This window comes from Archangium gephyra (assembly GCF_042230915.1).
GTDB lineage: Bacteria > Myxococcota > Myxococcia > Myxococcales > Myxococcaceae > Archangium > Archangium gephyra_B.
The window spans coordinates 4,533,934-4,551,211 of record NZ_CP102578.1; the positions used below are offsets into that span (position 1 = coordinate 4,533,934).

At 70.0% G+C, this 17,278-nt stretch carries 14 protein-coding genes; 9 read left to right on the forward strand and 5 right to left on the reverse strand.

What is annotated here, in order from left to right:
- Positions 1–70 precede the first annotated feature (70 nt).
- Positions 71–1,825, forward strand: coding sequence for an OmpA family protein (locus tag NR798_RS18195; RefSeq protein WP_375772747.1), 1,755 nt, complete (start codon positions 71–73; stop codon positions 1,823–1,825).
- Between the two features lie 69 nt (positions 1,826–1,894).
- Positions 1,895–2,482, forward strand: a complete 588-nt coding sequence (locus NR798_RS18200) for a hypothetical protein (RefSeq protein WP_375772748.1) — start codon at positions 1,895–1,897, stop codon at positions 2,480–2,482.
- Positions 2,483–2,491: 9 nt separating this feature from the next.
- Here NR798_RS18200 and NR798_RS18205 read toward each other — a convergent pair whose 3' ends face one another.
- The 3 genes from NR798_RS18205 to NR798_RS18215 are packed head-to-tail and all read right to left on the reverse strand — an operon-like array spanning position 2,492 to position 5,870.
- Positions 2,492–3,817 (reverse strand): DUF58 domain-containing protein, encoded by a 1,326-nt coding sequence (locus NR798_RS18205; protein ID WP_375772749.1) that lies wholly within the window; start codon positions 3,815–3,817, stop codon positions 2,492–2,494.
- Positions 3,814–4,782, reverse strand: a complete 969-nt coding sequence (locus NR798_RS18210) for an AAA family ATPase (RefSeq protein WP_375772750.1) — start codon at positions 4,780–4,782, stop codon at positions 3,814–3,816. The genes NR798_RS18205 and NR798_RS18210 overlap by 4 nt, the downstream gene beginning before the upstream one ends.
- Positions 4,779–5,870, reverse strand: coding sequence for a hypothetical protein (locus NR798_RS18215; protein ID WP_375772751.1), 1,092 nt, complete (start codon positions 5,868–5,870; stop codon positions 4,779–4,781). Before NR798_RS18215 ends, NR798_RS18210 begins: the two co-directional genes overlap by 4 nt.
- An 83-nt stretch (positions 5,871–5,953) precedes the next feature.
- On the opposite strand from NR798_RS18215, the gene NR798_RS18220 reads away from it, so the two are divergent.
- On the forward strand, positions 5,954–8,011 hold the full coding sequence (locus tag NR798_RS18220) for a peptidylprolyl isomerase (protein ID WP_375772752.1): 2,058 nt from the start codon (positions 5,954–5,956) through the stop codon (positions 8,009–8,011).
- A 12-nt stretch (positions 8,012–8,023) separates the two neighbouring features.
- Here the strand turns inward: NR798_RS18220 and NR798_RS18225 are convergent, their stop codons facing one another.
- A complete protein-coding gene (locus NR798_RS18225; RefSeq protein ID WP_375772753.1) occupies positions 8,024–8,524 on the reverse strand; it encodes a hypothetical protein in 501 nt (166 codons plus the stop codon).
- Between the two features lie 420 nt (positions 8,525–8,944).
- Here NR798_RS18225 and NR798_RS18230 point away from each other — a divergent pair, with 420 nt between their 5' ends.
- Positions 8,945–10,330 (forward strand): tetratricopeptide repeat protein, encoded by a 1,386-nt coding sequence (locus NR798_RS18230; RefSeq protein WP_375773787.1) that lies wholly within the window; start codon positions 8,945–8,947, stop codon positions 10,328–10,330.
- Between the two features lie 9 nt (positions 10,331–10,339).
- On the opposite strand, the gene NR798_RS18235 is transcribed toward NR798_RS18230, so the two are convergent.
- Positions 10,340–11,446 carry an HD domain-containing phosphohydrolase gene (locus NR798_RS18235; protein WP_375772754.1) on the reverse strand — a complete coding sequence of 369 codons (1,107 nt, stop codon included), beginning with the start codon at positions 11,444–11,446 and terminating at the stop codon, positions 10,340–10,342.
- Positions 11,447–11,709: 263 nt separating this feature from the next.
- Between NR798_RS18235 and NR798_RS18240 the strand changes: the two genes are divergently transcribed.
- The 5 genes from NR798_RS18240 (at position 11,710) to pheA (ending at position 17,234) form a co-directional block, all read left to right on the forward strand.
- Positions 11,710–12,711: a dihydrodipicolinate reductase gene (locus NR798_RS18240; protein ID WP_375772755.1), complete on the forward strand. Its 1,002-nt coding sequence runs from the start codon at positions 11,710–11,712 to the stop codon at positions 12,709–12,711.
- 28 nt (positions 12,712–12,739) lie between these two features.
- Positions 12,740–13,189 (forward strand): MaoC family dehydratase N-terminal domain-containing protein, encoded by a 450-nt coding sequence (locus tag NR798_RS18245; RefSeq protein WP_375772756.1) that lies wholly within the window; start codon positions 12,740–12,742, stop codon positions 13,187–13,189.
- The gene (locus NR798_RS18250) at positions 13,189–13,857 is read left to right on the forward strand and encodes a MaoC family dehydratase (RefSeq protein WP_375772757.1); all 669 of its coding nucleotides are present in this window, start codon (positions 13,189–13,191) and stop codon (positions 13,855–13,857) included. Before NR798_RS18245 ends, NR798_RS18250 begins: the two co-directional genes overlap by 1 nt.
- A 197-nt stretch (positions 13,858–14,054) precedes the next feature.
- A complete protein-coding gene (locus tag NR798_RS18255) occupies positions 14,055–15,893 on the forward strand; it encodes an acyl-CoA dehydrogenase (RefSeq protein WP_375772758.1) in 1,839 nt (612 codons plus the stop codon).
- 174 nt (positions 15,894–16,067) lie between these two features.
- Positions 16,068–17,234 carry a chorismate mutase gene (pheA, locus tag NR798_RS18260; RefSeq protein ID WP_375772759.1) on the forward strand — a complete coding sequence of 389 codons (1,167 nt, stop codon included), beginning with the start codon at positions 16,068–16,070 and terminating at the stop codon, positions 17,232–17,234.
- Positions 17,235–17,278 lie beyond the last annotated feature (44 nt).

A 17,278-nucleotide genomic window follows, 5' to 3' on the forward strand; every position in this document is an offset into this window, starting at 1 on the left:
TGATCCAACTCACTGAGACGGCGTGAGCCGGATCACGGCTGGGAGCTGGGGCGAGGGCTAGCGTTCCTCCATGCTCGGGTTTGCACGATTCCTCGTTTTCGCGATGGTGCTGCTGGGGGGACTGGCCGTGGAGGCCGGGACCCCGGGGCCGCTGGGCCAGGGCTTCCCCCTCAACCGCTACGAGCCCACGCCCGCGGGCGAGTCGTCCTTCCGGGTGGACGTTCCGCGGTTTGGAACCGATGGCTTCTCCCTCGGGTTCGGCCTGGACTATGCCCACAAGCCCCTGGTGCTCGGGGTGGAGGATGACGCCGGGCGGTTCCAGACGCTCCGTGTGCTGATCGAGCATCAGGCGGTGGGCCACCTGGACGTGGCGCTCCGGCTCTGTGACTGCACCACCCTGTCCGTTTCGCTGCCGCTCGTCCTGCTGGAGCGGGGGCGTGCCCCGAGGGGGGATTACTCCTGGGCCTCCTCGCGGAGTCTCCTGGCGGCCGCCTCTCCAGCGGCGAGCGTCTCCGCGGCGGACCTGGGCACGGGCTTCGTTCCCCTCGAGGGGATGAGCGTGAGCGACCCGCGGCTGGGAATGATGCTGCGCCTGTATGGCACTCCCGAGGAGAGTCCCTTCTCCGTCAGCCTCGGGGGCTACCTGTGGATTCCGCTCCGGAAGATGCTCCAGGAGCTGGAGCCCTCCACGAGCGGCCAGGAGTGGCGTGCGATGCCCCGCCTCGTGCTCGCGGGCCGGCGCGACCGCCTGCAATGGTCGTTCGTCACCGCCTACCTCTGGCGTCCCGAGGCACACCCGGACTCCCTGTCCGCGCTCACGGGCGGTGCCGTGGGCTCAGAGGTCCAGGTCGGCGCGCATGTGAGCTACTCCGACAAGGCGAGCGGGCTGTCGATCGGCCCGGAGGTGCTGCTCTCGACCCTGGTGACGCCGAAGGGCTACGCCTTCCGTCCCCTCTATACCGAACTGGATGCGTTGCTCGGGCTGAACTTCCGGCCCACCCAGGGACTGCAGGTGGGCCTGTCCGCTGGGGTGGGCCTCCTCCGCCGGCCCGGCACACCGGACTTCCGCTTCCTGCTTCGCGTTGCCTATTCCCCGGAGCGCCAGCTGGGGCCTCGCGAAGTCCATGCGAGGCCTCCGCCCCCGGTGGCGATGACGATGCAGGTCCCCGCGCCAGTCGCGATGACGGTGCCAGTCCCGGTGCAGGTGGCGATGACGGTGCCGGTCCCGGTGCCGGACCGTGATGGCGACGGAGTGCTGGAGCCGGAGGATCTCTGTCCGGAGACACCTCGGGGTGCGCAGCCGGATGCCGCCCGGCCCGGTTGTCCCGCCAGCGATCGGGACCAGGACACCCTCGCCGACGCCGAGGACGCCTGTCCCGACGCGCCTGGCGCGCCCTCGCTGGAGCACGGCAGGAACGGCTGCCCCGGCCTGGTGGAGGTGAAGGGGGACCGGCTGCTCATCCGCGAGCCCATCGTCTTCGCCACCAACACCGACACGGTGCTGGAGGAGAGCTTCCCCGTGTTGCAGGCCATGGCCGACGCGCTCGTGGCGAGCCCGTGGATCCACCGGGTGCGCTTCGAGGGGCACACCGACAACCAGGGTACCCAGGCGGCCAACAGGACGTTGTCCCTGCGCCGGGCCCGGAGCGTGGTGCGCTGGCTGCAGGTGCACGGCGTGGATCCGGCGCGCATGGAGGCCACCGGCCACGGTCAGACCCGTCCGGTCGCCAGCAACGACACCGAGCAGGGCCGTGCCGCCAATCGACGTGTCGACATCATCATCATCGATCCGCCTTCGGCTCCCGAGGGCGGTCAGCACCCGTAGCGTCTGCTCGACGGAGCTCACATCATGAAACAGACATGGTCCCGAGATGGCTGGCTGGGTGTGGGTGTCATGGCCCTGATCCTGGCCGCCCTACAGCCCGGGGTGGCCGCTGGAGCGGTCGTCACCCGGCGCACGGCCGGCCTGCCTCCGCCGCTGTCCGCCGTGGATCTCCAGCTCTCCCTGGAGCTGGGACCCCTGGTGGCGCCTGACTACACCTTCACGCGGGTGTACGCGACGGTCACCAACCTGGGCCCGGCGCGCGCGGAGAACGCGACGGTGGCCTTCGCGTTTCCTCCCCCTCTGTTCGGACGTCCCGCGGACGGCATGCCCGCCTGCGAAGGTACGGACAGCGGCACGCTCGTGTGCCCCGTGCCCGGACTCGATGTGGGAGCGACGGCGGTCGTCGAGGTGGAGCTGTCCTTGCCGCCCGCCGAGTTCGGAGCCTTCTCCCTTCGCGCCACAGCGAGCGGAGGCGGGGTCGAGACAACCCCGGGCGACAATCAGGAGGAGCTGTCCACGAAGGGCCCTGGCTCGCTGCAACTGCGAGGGGGCTGCTCCACGACGGCTGGCCGTGGTGCGGACCTGGTCTCGTGGGCAGTGCTCATCGGTCTCCTGGGGGCGAGGGGGCGGCGGGGCCGGGCCTCGGGCGCGCGCTGACCTCGGGAGTTACAGCAGGCCGCGCGCCTTCACGTGCAGATACGTGTTCACGGCAGCGGCGCCGAAGCCCTTCGCGGGAGCGCGCACCACGAGCGCTCCCGAGTCCCGGAGGGTGAGGGCCGTGCGCTGGTAGTCCTCCTCGAGGCGGGCGGCGGCCTGGCGTGCGTAGGCGTCCTGCTCGGAGGAGGGGATGGCGGTGGCGGCGGCCTGGAGGTCCGGGTCCAGGAGCGAGGCCACCACGGGCAGGTGACGGGGGCGCAGGGCGAGCGTGCGGGCCAGCAGGGTGCCCGAGGCGTCCGGGTCCACCAGGTCCGTGAAGAGCACCACCAGCGAGCGGCGCGAGGAGCGGGCGAAGGCGAAGTCGTAGGCGCGGCCGTAGTCGCTCTCCTCGAGGGCGGCCTCGGCGCGGTAGAGGGCCTCGGTGAGCAGGCGCAGGTGCTCGTGGCCCTTGCGCGGGGGGAGGTAGGCGCGCACGTCGCTGGCGAAGGCGAGCACGCCCACCATGTCGCCCGCGTCCAGGCTCACCTTGGCCAGGCGCAGCGCCGCGTCCACGGCGTGGTCCAGCTTGCGGCGGCCATCCACCCGGCCGGCCATGTGACGCCCGCAGTCGAGCAGCAGCAGCACGGGCTGGTTCCGCTCGGGCTGGTACACCCGCACCATGGTGCGGGCCCGGCGCGCCGAGGCCTTCCAGTCCACGGTGCGGTAGTCATCGCCGGTGCGGTACTCGCGCAGGGACTCGAACTCGCGGCCCTCGGCGGAGCGGCGCAGGGTGCGCTCGGCGGGGGCATCCGAGGCCATGGCGAGTGCCAGCGCCTCGCGTGTGAGGGCGGTGAGGTCCGGGTACACCTTCACGGTCTGGGCCGCGGGGAGCCGCACCTGGCGCGCGCACAAGCCCAGGGGCCCGAGCAGGCGCAGGTGCACGTCCCCGAGGCGCAGATCTCCCCGGGCGGGTGGGGTGAGGGCGTAGGAGAGGGTGGCGCGGGGCGCGTCCGGCGAGAGGGCGAAGGGCTGCTGGTGTCCGCGCACGTCCACGCCCGGAGGCACTTCGTCACGCACCAGCCCGCGCACGGGCCGCGAGCCGCGCAGGCTGAGCTCCAGGCGCACCGGGTTGGCGCTGCCCGAGGAGAGCACGGGCTCCACCGCGCGCCGCACCTCCACGTCCGAGACGCGCGGGGCGGAGAGGAAGTCGAAGGCGCACAGCAGCAGCACCGCCGCGTCCAGCGCGACGGCGAGCCACACGAAGACGGAGCCGGCCACGGCCAGGGCCGCGGGCACGAGGGCCGCCGCGACGAGCGCCACGGCGAGCCCCGTGGGGACGGGCCGGCCGGGGCTCACCGGGGGACCTGGACGCGCTCCAACGTCTGGCGGAGCACGTCGTCCGCGGTGAGGCCCTCCACCTCCGCCTCGGCCTTGAGCAGCAGGCGGTGGTTGAGGACGCTGGGGCAGACGGCCTTCACGTCGTCCGGGGTGACGAAGTCGCCGCCGTTGAGGGCCGCCCGGGCCTTGGCCGCCGCCAGCAGCGCCTGCGCCGAGCGCGGGGAAGCGCCCAGTCGCACGCGGGGGTTGGCGCGCGTCTCGCGGATGAGCCGCACGGCGTAGGCGAGCACGGACTCGTCGCAGGCGACGCTCGCGGCCCGTGCCTGCAGCTCCAGGAGGGTGGGGGTGTCCAGCACGCGCTCCACCTGGGCGGCCTTGCCCGCGCGCTGGTGGAAGCCGCGCACCATGTCCAGCTCGGCCTCGGGCGGCGGGTAGCCCACGCGCACCCTCATGAGGAAGCGGTCCAGCTGGGCCTCGGGCAGCGGGTAGGTGCCCTCCAGCTCCAGCGGGTTCTGCGTGGCCACCACGAAGAAGTGCGCCGGCAGCGGGTGCGTGGTGCCGTCGATGGTGACCTGCCGCTCCTCCATGGCCTCCAGCAGCGCGGCTTGCGTCTTGGGCGGGGTGCGGTTGATCTCATCCGCGACCAGCACCTCGGTGAAGACGGGGCCCTTCACCAGCTGGAAGGCGTTGTCCTGGGGCCGGAAGACGTTGGTGCCGAGGATGTCGCTCGGCATGAGGTCCGGGGTGAACTGGACGCGGGTGAAGCCGAGCCCGAGCGCGGAGGCGATGCTGCGCGCGGTGAGCGTCTTGGCCACGCCGGGGACTCCCTCCAGCAGCACATGGCCGCGCGCGAGGAAGGCGGTGACCAAGTCCGCCACCACCTGCGGCTGACCGAGCACCGTGCTCTCCAGCGCCTGGAGGAGGCGCCGCAGGGGGGGATCTCCGGAGGGCGGGGCGGCCGCGGCGGAGGGGGACGGCGTCATGAGACGGGCTTCTCCTTGAGGCCGAGCAGCGTGCCCGCCAGGCTCGTCAGCGCGCCCATGAGGCCGAGGAACACGCCGAAGCTGGGGGTGGAGTTCATGATGGTGGCGTTGCCCATGGGCGAGGGCACCTCGGTGGCGTCGTACGAGATCTTCATGAAGACGATGCACCAGAGGATGCAGAACACGGACAGGCCGAGCTGCGCCAACCAGGGGATGAGCACGTTGAGGTTGGGCATGAGCCGGCGCACGCGCACGGCGATGGAGCCGATGATGCCGACGGCCGCGAGGACGGCGACGAGGCCGAGGCTCATGAGGCCGAGGATGTCGCCCTCGGCGGCCGTCTCCTTCCAGGGGAGGAAGGCCGAGACGAGGATGGTGGCGGCGCCGACGAAGGCGAACTTGTCGGAGCGGCCCAGCACGCCCATGAAGTCGCGGAAGTCCTCGATGACCTGCTCGGGGGCGACGATCTGCCCGGTGCCGGTGTTGGTGCCGGAGAGGTCGCGGGTGGGGACGTAGTTGATGTCGGCGGGGTCGAGCTCGGTCTGCTGTGGCGCGCGCCGGGGAGCGGGAGCCGCGGGACGGGGCCCCGTGCCGCTGGGGCGCGCGGCGGGGCGGGAGCCGGTGGCGGCGCGAGCGCCCGTGGCGCGGGGGGGCGCGTTGCGGAGGATGTCCTCCATGGGCCGGATGTTGGTGGCGTCCTCATCGGCGACGACCGGCACGGTCCGGATGTTGATGTTGGTGGCGTCCTCGTCGGCGTCGGCCGGAGCCGGAGCGGAGGGGCGGGTCCCCGGGGAGGTGGGGACGCGGGGGCGAGCGCCGGAGGCGGTGCGGACGGCGGGACGGGAGCCGGTGGCCGAGCGCGCACCCGGGCTGGTGCGCACGGCCGGACGGGACGCGGTCTGCTTGCGAGGCGGGGGCGGAGCGGCCTCCGCGCCGTCGCCCGGGTCCTGGGGGGCGTCCGTCGAGATGAACGAGGCGTCGATGATGTAGTCGCACGAGGGGCAGATGGAGGTGCCATCCGCGACCTTGGTGCCACAGCCAGGGCAGTTCAGGACCGGCGCTCCTTGAGTCTGGGAAGCGCCGCTCATCTTCTGGTGGCCGGTGCCCCAAGTCAAACGGCTTACGGGCTAACCCCTGGATTTTCGCGGGGAATTGGCCTAGGCGGGGCCCCATGGATTCTCTGCGCGCCGCCGTGCCTGTCTGCCTGCTGTGGGGGCTCGTGCTCTCGGGTTGTGTCCGCTCCGTGCCGTCCGCGCCGGGGGCGGGAGGTGGGGAGGAGATCGCCGTCTGGGAGGATCGCCGCTCGCTGGCGGAGGGGCGGCTGGTGGAGCTGGCGGTGAAGGGCTCGGTACCGGTTCGAGTCCGGGCCCTGCGCGCGCTCGCCCGCATCCAGGAGCCGTCCACGCTGGAGGCCGTGCTGGCCGGGCTCGGCGCCGCCGAGGTGCCCGTGCGGGACGAGGCCGCCTTCGCCGCTGGGGTGCTGGCGCTCGCGTGGGAGCCGCTCACGGACGCGGAGAAGGCGCGGATGACGGAGGCGCTGCTCGCCGCCGAGGGCTCGGAGAAGGACGAGGGCGTGAGGAGCACGTTGCTCGAGTCCCTGGGGAAGCTGGCCACGCCGGGTGCGCTGAAGCGCCTCACGGAGCGGCTGTCGGAGGGGCGTCCGGAGACGGCGGGCCGGGCGGCGGTGGCGCTCGGGGTGGCGGCGCGGCGGGGGGCGTCGTTGGCGGAGGTTCCGCTGGAGCGGGTGGCGGTGCTGCTCCAGCCCGGTCAGCCCGAGGAGTCCCGTCATGGCGGGGCCTATCTGCTGGCGAGCGCGAAGCGTCCCGAGGGGTTGGGATGGCTGAGGCGCTGTCTCGGGGACGAGGCCCCAGACGTGCGGGCACTGTGCGCGAAGGGCATCGGAGACGCGGGGGGTCCGGAGGACGCGGCCGTGGTGGGCCGGCTGTTGGGAGACGAGGTGCCACGCGTGGCGGCCGAGGCATCGCGGGCGCTCGCGAAGCTGGCCGCGCGTTGCAGCGGAGACTGCACTCCGTTGGACCAGCTCCGGGCCCTGTCGTCCCAGGCCGGGCGCGTGGCGCGAGGAGACTCGGCGGCGGGCCACGCACTGCTCGCGCTGGCGCAGCAGGGCCTGCCCGAGGCGGGGCGTCCGGTGCTGGTGGCACTGAGGTCCTCACTTCAGGAGGCACTGCCGGGCGCGGCCTCCGAGGTGGCCTCGGGAGATTTGATGAACCTCGATTGCCGGCTGGCGGCGGCGCTCGACCGGCAGACGGGAGCAATCGAGGAGGTGCTGCGCTGTGGAGGCGGCTGGGTGCGTGCGGTGCCGCGGGTGTCACTCGGTCTGCGCGAGGTGGCGCAGTCGAAGGGCAGGGGAGGTGCGAGTAGCGCGGTGCAGTACCTGTCGTATCCGGACTCGCGGGTGAGGTTGGCGGCGCTCGACGCAGTGGCGTCCCGTCCGGTGCCCGAGGCCGCCGGTCCCGTGCGAGCGCTCATCGGTGGGAAAGATCTGGTGGAGGCAGCGGCGGCGGCGAGCACGGCCGGGAAGCTGAAGGACGCGGAGGCGCTGCCGCTGGTGCGAGCGCTCGCGGAGCGCGTGGCGCAGGAGCCGGACATCATCGCGCCAGTGGCGGAGGGGCTGGTGGAGCTGGCGGGGAAGGACGCGGAGCCGGTGCTGCGCGGTTGGCTGGGGCACCCGCACGCCAACGTGCGCCGCGTGGCGGCCGAGGCGCTCTCGGGCCTCACGGGGCAGCCCGTGCGGGCCGCGCATGTGGAGCTGCCGGACAACGTGCACCGTCCCGAGCCCGCTCCGGCGGGGAGCACGCTTACGTTCCGCACGAACAAGGGCGACTTCACGGTGGCGCTGGACGCGGAGGCGCCGCTGACATCGGGCAACCTCGTGGCGCTGGCGCGCAAGGGCTACTTCCGCGGCATCACCTTCCACCGCGTGGTGCCGGACTTCGTCGCACAGGGCGGAGATCCGCGCGGAGACGGGGAGGGGGGACCGGGCTACTCCATCCGCTGTGAGATCACCCGCCGGCCCTATCGCCGGGCGGTGCTGGGGATGGCGCTGTCGGGCAAGGACACGGGGGGAAGCCAGTTCTTCTTCACCCACTCGCCGCAGCCGCACCTGGATGGCCGCTACACGGCCTTCGGCGAGGTGACGCGCGGCATGGAGGTGGTGGATCGCCTCCTGGAGGGCGACACCCTCCAGGAGGTGGTGGTGTCGCCCTGAGTCGAGGGCTCCTCACCGGTGGGGTGTTGCACCCGCCTGGAATCCCGTCTGGACTCGTAGCTCCGACAGGGAACTCAGGAGCCACTTGCGAAGGCTGTTGCCGTGAGGGAGGCGGCGAATGCTCCGTTCAGTCTCGTCCAGTATGCGCCGGGCTTCGCGATTGTCGTGCTGCGGGTGCCGCTGGCACCACCGCGCATACAGACAAGCGACGTGGTAGCGGCGCTCGACGTTCGAGTAACCCAGGTGATGGATGCGCCGCAGGGTGCGCTCAAAGACCGGCCACGGGCAATCGTGCCCATACGCTTCGGTGAAAATCGCCTCGGCGATTCGCCGTCGTACCTCCTGTCGTTCGTATGCCGTCACCACGACCGATCGCAGCAGGTGCCGCTCCAATGCCTTGAACCTGGATTCCAATGCATCGAAGGACTCGTCGAAGGAGGCGACAAGGGTCTGCTCTAGCGCTCGTGCTACCTCCGCGAACCGGCGTTCAGAACTGTCGGACACCTTCCTCATCGACAAGGTCTTCCATCCCAGAGTCTGTCCGGCCACACACCATTGTTCTGCATGCATATGTCCTTGCAGGGCCAACAGAGACTGTGTCCGCGCGTTTCACTTGGGGTGCTTTGGATGTGAGAATCGAGGCACGTGTCAAACTCCTTGTTACAGCGCTTTCTGATCTCCTGTGGTGATAGGCACTCCTTGATCTGGCTTTCCCCCGCGAGTCGGTCCTCCTCGGTGCACCGTGTCGTCAGTGCCAGGGCCACAGCGGCTACCAGGAGGGAGCGGAGTGGTGCAGACATTTGCATCAGACGGCTCATGCCTTCCTCCACCGCGACGAGTCTCGGACAGACGGGAGTTGCGTCTCAACCGAGGTGAGCTCCTGCTGGCTATCCTGCGTGGGGTGGCCAACAACCTGGAGGCCGGGTCTCGATGATGAACGTCAATCCAGTTCCTCCGAGCCCCACGCCAGGACGCAGTGGTACGGGGCTGACACGAAGAAAGCTCTTCTGGTCCCTGGGCCTCGCAATACCGCTGGTCTCCCTCTCGGCGGGCTTCGCCCTCTGGAAGTCCCGCCCGGCACGCAGGCCGCCAGATTCAGGGCTGGCCCTCTCCAGTGCGGTGCGGCACACCCGGCTCGACACTCGGGCCGCGGCAGCGGGAGAACTGGAGCGTGCGCGAGAGGAATGCACCGCGGCCCTGGCTGAAGTCCCTGACCATGCTTCAGCGCTCATCGTTCTCGTGTGCATCTCCCTGGAGGCGGGCGAGCTCGATGCTGCACAGGATGTCCTGGCCAGGCTGGGCGCCCTGGCTCCAGGGCAGCCGGAGTTGCGGATTCTGGAGCAGCTCCTGGCGAATCAGCGGCGTGCCGCTCCGGCGGGTTGGGGGCAGGCCTTTCTCGAATCCTGGACGGAGCTGGGCCGCCCGGACCGGCAGGCGAGTGTCTTATTGCCGGAGTCCATACCTCCGGCTCTCGATGAACCCGCACTCGAGAGCGCCTGGACGCGTGCACCCTCTTCACGAGCGCGCCTCACCCTCGCACTGCTGTCCCCGAATCCTGCCGAGGCGCGTGCCCGTTGGGTCCTCCAGCAGGTGCCGCAGCTCGATGACTCCGCGCTGCTCGTCGCGGCATTCGATCTGCTGCGCGACAAGAGGCTCGCGGTGTCCGTCCAGCAGGAGGCGGCGTCAGTGCTGCGCCAGCGGTTTGCTCAGCTCGCCGGGACTTCTCCCCGCGCCATGCAACTCCGCCTGTTCCACCTCCTGGTGGGAACCGGGCGCGAGGCTCCGCTCGAGCCCCAGGAACTGGACGCGCTCGAGGCCATCTCGGTGCTCCCCACCTGGAAGGAGGACTCCTTCACTCGCCCCTTCCTGGAGGCACGGCGTTGCTTGGAGGAACTGGCGGTGCCCGGCTCCAGGGGTGCTGCCTTCGCGGTGGCGGAGCGGGCCCTCGGCCATCGAGGCGTGCTCCTGTTGCTCTGGCGTGCCGCTGCCACCCGGGAGCGGCTCTCCGAGGACGAGCGCCGCAGGATGGGGCGCATGCTCTGGCTCATCGGAAGCCGTCTCACCGAGCAGTCCTCACTGTTGGAGCACTCGGTGGGAACCTCGCTCATGGCGTCCGGGGCCGGCAGCCTGCTGCACGGCCGCAATCAGCGGGAGGCCTTCGCGCGCGAGGACGAGGTGCACGCGGCCGTCATGACTTCGCTCCGGGCCGCGCTCGGCCGGTGGCCGCTGCGCTCGCTCTCGGAGCAACTGCTGGAATCACGGGCGCGCAGCGAGGTGACCTGGCTGCGCGCCTTCATGGGCAAGGGCGCGCTCCCGTGAGAGACGCGCTCAGCTCGCGACGCGGTTGGGCACCTTGCCCGGCGTGAAGCCGGCCCAGAGCGCGTTCTCCGCGTTCTCCATGTCCTCGACCTTCTTGCGGATGCGCTGCCACTCCGCATCCGGAATGCGCAGGAAGGCCTCGGCCAGCTCCGGGTCGAACTGCGTCCCCGAGCAGCGCTTGATCTCATCGCGCGCCACGGACATCGGCCGGCCCTTGCGGTACGGACGGTCCGAGGTGATGGCGTCCACCGTGTCCGCGATGGCGAAGATGCGCGCCCCGATCACGATGTCCTTGCTCTTGAGCCCCTGCGGGTAGCCCTTGCCGTCCCACCGCTCCTGGTGGTGCAGCACGATCAGCGACGCCTCGTGCAGGTAGGGCATCTTCGCGAGGATCTTGTACCCGTACTCGGGATGCTTGCGCATCTCCACCCATTCCTCGGGCGAGAGCGGGCCGGGCTTGAGCAGGATCGTGTCGCTCACGCCGATCTTCCCGATGTCGTGCAGCAGCGCTCCCTGCTCCACCACCTCGAGCTGCGTGGGCGTCAGGCCGATCTCCTCGCCGATGCGGCGCGAGTAGAGCGACACGCGGCGCGAGTGCCACTGCGTCTCGGTATCACGGTAGTCGAGCGCGCTGATCAGCCCATCCAGCAGGCCGTTGGTGCGCTCCACCACCATGCGCTCGAGGTCGCGGTTGATCGTCGTCAGCTCCGCGTTCTTCTCCGCCACCTCCCGCGTGAGCCGCTCGTTGGACTCCACCAGCCGGAAATGCTCAAAGGCCTGGCGCACGGCACTGGTCAGCTCACTGAGCGACCAGGGCTTGCCCAGCAGACGGAACACCTCTCCCCGGTTGACCGCCTCGGACGCTGTCCGGAAGTCAGCCGCCGCCGTGAGCATCAGGCGGACCGCGCGCGGGTTCTTCTCACGCAGGGTCCGCAGGAGCTCCACGCCGTTGAGCAACGGCATCATGAAGTCCGTCAGCACCACCTGGAAACCCTCTTCCTTGGCGGCCTGGGCAGGATCCGTGTGGGTGACGACCTCGTAACCCTCCGACTGGAGGATCCGCGACAGCGCGGCAAGAATGAGGGGATCGTCATCCACCACCAGGATGCGGTCCATGAACACAGCCTCCCAACCCTTCGAAATAGGGACGGACATCGAAGAAACCGGGTCGTTATACACGGCTTTGCGCCAGAAGGTCACACCCTCGGGGTGTGGGCTCGAACTCTTGCTCGCTTTACAACCCCTCGTAACCTCTGTTCTTTCTGGGAGGGGGGGATCGGCCGGTCTCACGAGCCGCTTGCCTGTCCGGCTGGGGGTGGTCTATGGTGCGCCCATTGCAGCATTGTGGTGTAACTCCTTGATTTTTGGAGAGTTCTCCGATGCCTAGAGCCTCCGCAGGGCCGGTCCCGGTGGTGGTCATGGGGTTGGGAGTCATCGGGCAGGAGATCGCCAGAGCGGCCCAGCTCTCACCCGAGGTGGAGCTGATTGGTGCCGTGGACGCCAACCCCCAGTTGGTGGGGCGTCCCCTGTCGGATGTGCTCGGCGGCCCCGCACTGAAGGTGAAGGTGGCTGGCACGCTGGAGGCGGCGGTGGGCCGGCGCAAGGGCGCCGTGCTGCTGCATGCCACCGGCTCGCGGCTCGAGCAGGTGATGGATCAGCTGCTCGACGCGCTCAAGCTCGGCCTGCCCATCGTCTCCACCTGTGAGGAGCTGGCCTTCCCCTTCCTCAAGTATCCCGAGCTGGCCGAGAAGCTGGATCGCGCGGCGCAAGCCGCCGGCGTGGCGGTGCTCGGCACCGGCGTCAATCCGGGCTTCGTGATGGATCGGCTGGTGGCGGTGGCGGGCCAGGCGTGCGGCCCGGTACGCCATGCCACGGTGACGCGCGTGGTGGATGCGCGCACCCGGCGCGAAGCGCTGCAGCGCAAGGTGGGCGCCGGCCTGTCCGAGGACGAGTTCTTCGCCCTGGTGGACAAGGATCAGATGGGGCACGTGGGGCTGGTGGAGAGCGCGGCCCTGTGCGCGCTCGGGCTCGGCATGGACTGCGACGACTTCGAGGAGGAGATCGTCCCCGTCTTCGCCGAGGAGGACATCCTGGATGGTGCCTTCCCGGTGAAGAAGGGCCGGGTGGCGGGAATCTTCCAGTCCGCGGTGGGTCTGGAGGAAGGGCAGGAGCGGGTTCGGTTGGAGCTCACCATCGCGGTGGGGGCTGACAATCCGGGGGATCGCATCGAGATTGAGGCGGACCCGAAGCTGGTGCTGGAGATTCGCGGGGGCGTGCCCGGTGACCGGGCCACCGCCCACACGCTGGTGAACGCCGCCCCGCGCGTAACGGCCGCTGAGGCCGGCCTCTTGACCGTGCTCGAGCTACCGGCCGGTCGTTGAAGGGTCAAAGGGTCAAAGGGAGAGGGACATGCTGGACAAGAACGCGATCGGCCGGGCCTCCCCGCCGTTCCTGAACGAGGTGGAGAAGGGCGCCATCCGGCGCTTCGCCGAGTCCCTCGGCGATTACAACCCCATCTATTACGACGAGGAGTACGCGCGGGCCTCGGGTTACCCCACCGTGGTGGCCCCGCCAACCTTCCCCGCGTCCTTCAGCTCGGCGGCGGATCTGCGCGAGCTGCTGGGGGTGGGCATCAAGAGCCTGCTGCACGCCGAGCAGTCCTTCGAGTACGAGCGCCCCATCTTCGCGGGGGACCGCATCTTCGTCGCCACCCGGGTGGCGGACGTGCTCGAGCGCACCGGCCCCGCGGGGAAGATGGATGTCGCCGTCATCGAGGATGAAGGCCGGGACGAGGAGGGCAACCTCGTGTTCCGCGCCCGCCGGACGCTCATCGTCCGCGCCGCCAAGGAGAATCAGTGATGCCCGCGCGCAAGCTCTATTTCGAAGGCCTCCGTGTCGGCGACGAGCTGCCGGCGCTGGCCAAGGCCCCCATCGACCGCGTGCAGCTGTCGCGCTACGCCGGCGCCTCGGGTGACTTCAACCCCGTCCACGTGGACGAGGTGTACGCCAAGAGCGTGGGCATGCCCTCCGTGTATGCCCCGGGCATGCTCGTCATGGGCATGCTGGGCCAGCTCATCAGCGACTGGGCCCGCGGCGGCCAGCTGCGCCGCTACCACGTGCGCTTCATCAAGATGGTGTGGCCCGGTGACACCGTCGTCTGCAAGGGCCGCGTGAGCGACCGGCACGGCGAGGGGGGCCGCTACTTCGTAGACGTGGAGCTGTGGGCGGAGAACCAGCGCGGTGAGCTGGTGATGAAGGGCAACTCCACCATCCAGCTCTTCTACTCGCTGGAGGACGAGAACCGGCAGCGCGCCGGCCAGTCCCCCATCGTCGTGGAGGTGCCGCGCGAGAGCCTCCTCCAGGCCTCCGCCGCCCATGCGGCCGAGGAGCCCGAGGAGGATGACGAGCGCAGGGCCGCCAGCATGTCCGGCAAGAAGACGACCGGCTCCAAGCCGGCCGCCAAGACGGCCACGGCGCCCGCCGCCTCCCAGGCCCCCGCGGCCGCCAAGAAGGCGACGAAGAAGTAGGTCTTTCTCCCTCATCCCCTCCCCGGGGCGGCGAGCAGCCACTCGCCGCTCCAACGCAAGGCGTCACTTTTGATTGATTCTGGAGTCAATCGGGATTGACTCTCGAATCAACCGACGTAACCTTTGTGTGTCCCAAGTGGGGCCGCGGACCGCCGATTCGACGGCCGTGAGCTCCACCAACGTACGGGAGGGGCTTCATGTCCGCCGGCATCAACACCTACAAGACCGACCTTCGGGAAATCTTCTTCACGCTGTTCGAGCAGTTCGGCTTCGGCCAGGTCGCGGGGCAGGCCCCCTTCGATGCCTGGGGACCGGACGAGGCGAAGGCTGTCCTCCAGGAGACGTACCGCTTCGCCAAGGACGTACTCGGGCCCCTCAACTCCTCGGGAGACCGGGAGGGCTGCCGGCTGGAGGGCGGCGCGGTCATCACCCCCAAGGGCTTCAAGGACGCCTGGAAGAAGCTCTACGAGCAGGGCTTCAAGACGGTGGCGGTGAGCCCGGACCATGGCGGCCAGGGCGGCCCCATCATGCTCCAGGTGCTCATCGAGGAGATCCTCTCGGGCGCCAACTCGGCCTTCAACATGTACCCGGGCTTGGCCTTCGGCGCGGCGGAGCTGATCGCCGAGTGCGGCACGCCGGAGCAGAAGAAGCTGTACGTGGAGCGCATGCTCAACGGCACCTGGGGCGGCACCATGTGCCTCACCGAGCCGCACGCCGGCTCGGACGTGGGCGCGGCCAAGTCCACCGCGCGCAAGAACGCGGACGGCACCTACAGCATCCGCGGCACGAAGATCTTCATCTCCGGCGGTGACCACGACCTGGCGGAGAATGTCATCCACCTGGTGCTGGCACGCATCGAGGGCGCGGCGCCGGGGACCAAGGGCCTGTCGCTCTTCATCGTGCCGAAGATCCGCGTCAACGCGGACGGCAGCCTGGCGGGGAGCAACGACGTCTCGGTGGGCTCCATCGAGCACAAGATGGGCATCAAGGCGTCGGCCACGTGTGTGCTGAACTTCGGCGAGAACGACGGCTGCGTGGGCGAGCTGGTGGGCGGCATCGAGAACGTCGGCATGAGCCAGATGTTCAAGATGATGAACGGCGCGCGCATCGCGGTGGGCATCCAGGGCGTGGCGCTGGCGAGCGCGGCGTACTTCAACGCGCTGGAGTACGCGAAGGACCGCAAGCAGGGCGCGCACCTGAGCAAGTGGAAGGACCCGTCGGCGCCGCGCGTGGCCATCATCGAGCACCCGGACGTGCGCCGCATGCTGCTGGAGATGAAGGCGCACGTGGAGGGCATCCGCGCGCTCATCGTCAAGCTGGCCATGCACACGGACAAGGCGCAGATGCTGGCGGGCAAGGACGATGACCAGTCGGCCTACCACCGCGGGCAGGTGGAGCTGCTCACGCCGCTGGTGAAGGCGTACTCGTCGGATCAGGCGTTCCGGCTGTGCGCGCAGGCCATCCAGGTGTACGGCGGCGCCGGCTACTGCCAGGACTACCCGGTGGAGCAGTACACGCGTGACTCGAAGATCTTCTCCATCTACGAGGGCACCAACCACATCCAGGCGATGGATCTGGTGGGCCGCAAGATGGGGCAGGCGGGCGGCGCCAACTTCCAGCAGTTCATGGCGGACGTGGGCGGCTTCATCGAGGCCCACCGCGAGCACAAGGTGTACGGCGAGGCGGTGAAGCAGCTGGCGGCGGCGCAGGAAGGCGTGATGGCGAGCGCCATGGCCGTGCTGGGCTGGTCGCAGGATCCGGCGAAGATGACGCTCATCCCGCTGTCGGCCAACCGCTTCCTGAACATGATGTCGGAGCTGGCCGTGGGCTGGCTGCTGCTGGACGCGGCCATCATCGCCGAGCGCCTGGGCGAGAAGGCCACGGGCGACGAGAAGGCCTTCTACGAGGGCAAGAAGTGGAGCGCGCTGTGGTACGCGCGCAACGTGCTGCCCAACGTGGAGCAGGCGGCGCGGATGATGGCCCTCGAGGACACTTCCTCGGTGGAGATCTCCAACACCGCCTTCGGCAGCATCTGAGCCGGAGCCCGGGGCCTTCCCGTCCCGCTTCGCCTCCCTCGCCTCCTTCCCTCTCCCACCGGGAGAGGGGCGGGGTGAGGGTATCGGGGGCCCCGGGTTGAATACTTCCTGTGTGCCTCCGGGGGTTCTTGAGAGAGAATCCCCACCTTCCGTGCTCGACCGCGCTGGAGACCGATGGCCACCAGGAAGACCCGAAAGAAGCAGCAGCCCGCGCCCGCCCGGCCCAAGGACTCGGCCCGGCTCCTGGAACTGCGCCGGAAGATCGATGCCGTGGATCAGCGCCTGGTCCGGCTCCTCAATGAGCGGGCGAGCCTCGTCGTCGAGGTGGGCAAGGCCAAGCGCGCCGATGGCACCCCCATCTACGCCCCGCACCGCGAGGCCGAGGTGCTCCGCAAGGTCCTGGCGTCCAACAAGGGGCCCCTGAGCGACCGGGCCGTGGAGGGCGTCTACCGCGAGCTGATGAGCGGCTCGTTCGCGCTCGAGCAGCCGCTGCGCATCGGCTACCTGGGCCCGCCCGGCTCCAACTCGCACGCCGCCGCCGTCAAGCAGTTCGGCTCCTCGGTGGACTACGAGGACCTGCGGGAGATCGGCGGCGTCTTCACCGAGGTGCGCCGCGGGCACGTCAACTACGGGCTCGTGCCCATCGAGAACTCGCTGGGCGGCGGCATCGTCGAGACGCTCGATGCCTTCAAGGCCAACGCCCAGCAGATCTCCATCTACGGCGAGGTGCAGATCACCGTGCACCATGCGCTGCTCGCCAACTGCCAGCCCAGCCAGGTCCGGCGCATCCACTCCAAGCCGGAGATCTTCCAGCAGTGCCGCAACTGGCTGAGCACCCAGTACCCCGGCGTCGAGCTCATGCCCGCGGCCAGCAGCTCGCGCGCCGCGCAGATCGCCGCCGACGAGTGCCGCAAGGCCCTGGAGATCGGCGCCGAGCCCGGATCGGCCGCCATCGGCACGGCGCTCGCCGGGCAGCTCTACGGGCTCAACGTCCTCTTCCCCCGCATCGAGGACGACCCGAACAACATCACCCGCTTCGTCATCATCGCCCGGCAGAACGCCCGGCCGACCGGCGATGACAAGACGTCCATCATGTTCACCACCGACGACAAGCCCGGCGCGCTGGTGTCGGTGCTCGGCGTCTTCCAGGCCGCCGGCATCAACCTCTCGCACATCGACAAGCGGCCGCAGGGGCGCGAGCGGTGGACCTATACGTTCTTCGTCGATGCGCTCGGCCACCGGGAGGACCCGGCCATGGTCGCCGCCGTCGAGCAGGCCCAGACCCACTGCCGCGAGCTCATCGTCCTGGGCAGCTACCCGCGCTCGCGCCGCATCCTCTGAGCCGCGCCTGCTCCCTCTCCCCCTGGGAGAGGGCGGGGGGTGAG

What these genes read in the sequence shown, in the direction of transcription:
- NR798_RS18240 (WP_375772755.1), top strand. Translation starts at nt 11,710, where the DNA reads ATGCCTAGAGCCTCCGCAGGGCCGGTCCCGGTGGTGGTCATGGGGTTG.
- NR798_RS18245 (WP_375772756.1), top strand. Translation starts at nt 12,740, where the DNA reads ATGCTGGACAAGAACGCGATCGGCCGGGCCTCCCCGCCGTTCCTGAAC.
- NR798_RS18215 (WP_375772751.1), bottom strand. Translation starts at nt 5,870, where the DNA reads ATGAGCGGCGCTTCCCAGACTCAAGGAGCGCCGGTCCTGAACTGCCCT.
- NR798_RS18220 (WP_375772752.1), top strand. Translation starts at nt 5,954, where the DNA reads ATGGATTCTCTGCGCGCCGCCGTGCCTGTCTGCCTGCTGTGGGGGCTC.
- NR798_RS18250 (WP_375772757.1), top strand. Translation starts at nt 13,189, where the DNA reads ATGCCCGCGCGCAAGCTCTATTTCGAAGGCCTCCGTGTCGGCGACGAG.
- pheA (WP_375772759.1), top strand. Translation starts at nt 16,068, where the DNA reads ATGGCCACCAGGAAGACCCGAAAGAAGCAGCAGCCCGCGCCCGCCCGG.
- NR798_RS18225 (WP_375772753.1), bottom strand. Translation starts at nt 8,524, where the DNA reads ATGAGGAAGGTGTCCGACAGTTCTGAACGCCGGTTCGCGGAGGTAGCA.
- NR798_RS18210 (WP_375772750.1), bottom strand. Translation starts at nt 4,782, where the DNA reads ATGACGCCGTCCCCCTCCGCCGCGGCCGCCCCGCCCTCCGGAGATCCC.
- NR798_RS18255 (WP_375772758.1), top strand. Translation starts at nt 14,055, where the DNA reads ATGTCCGCCGGCATCAACACCTACAAGACCGACCTTCGGGAAATCTTC.
- NR798_RS18200 (WP_375772748.1), top strand. Translation starts at nt 1,895, where the DNA reads ATGGCCCTGATCCTGGCCGCCCTACAGCCCGGGGTGGCCGCTGGAGCG.
- NR798_RS18235 (WP_375772754.1), bottom strand. Translation starts at nt 11,446, where the DNA reads ATGGACCGCATCCTGGTGGTGGATGACGATCCCCTCATTCTTGCCGCG.
- NR798_RS18195 (WP_375772747.1), top strand. Translation starts at nt 71, where the DNA reads ATGCTCGGGTTTGCACGATTCCTCGTTTTCGCGATGGTGCTGCTGGGG.
- NR798_RS18230 (WP_375773787.1), top strand. Translation starts at nt 8,945, where the DNA reads ATGAACGTCAATCCAGTTCCTCCGAGCCCCACGCCAGGACGCAGTGGT.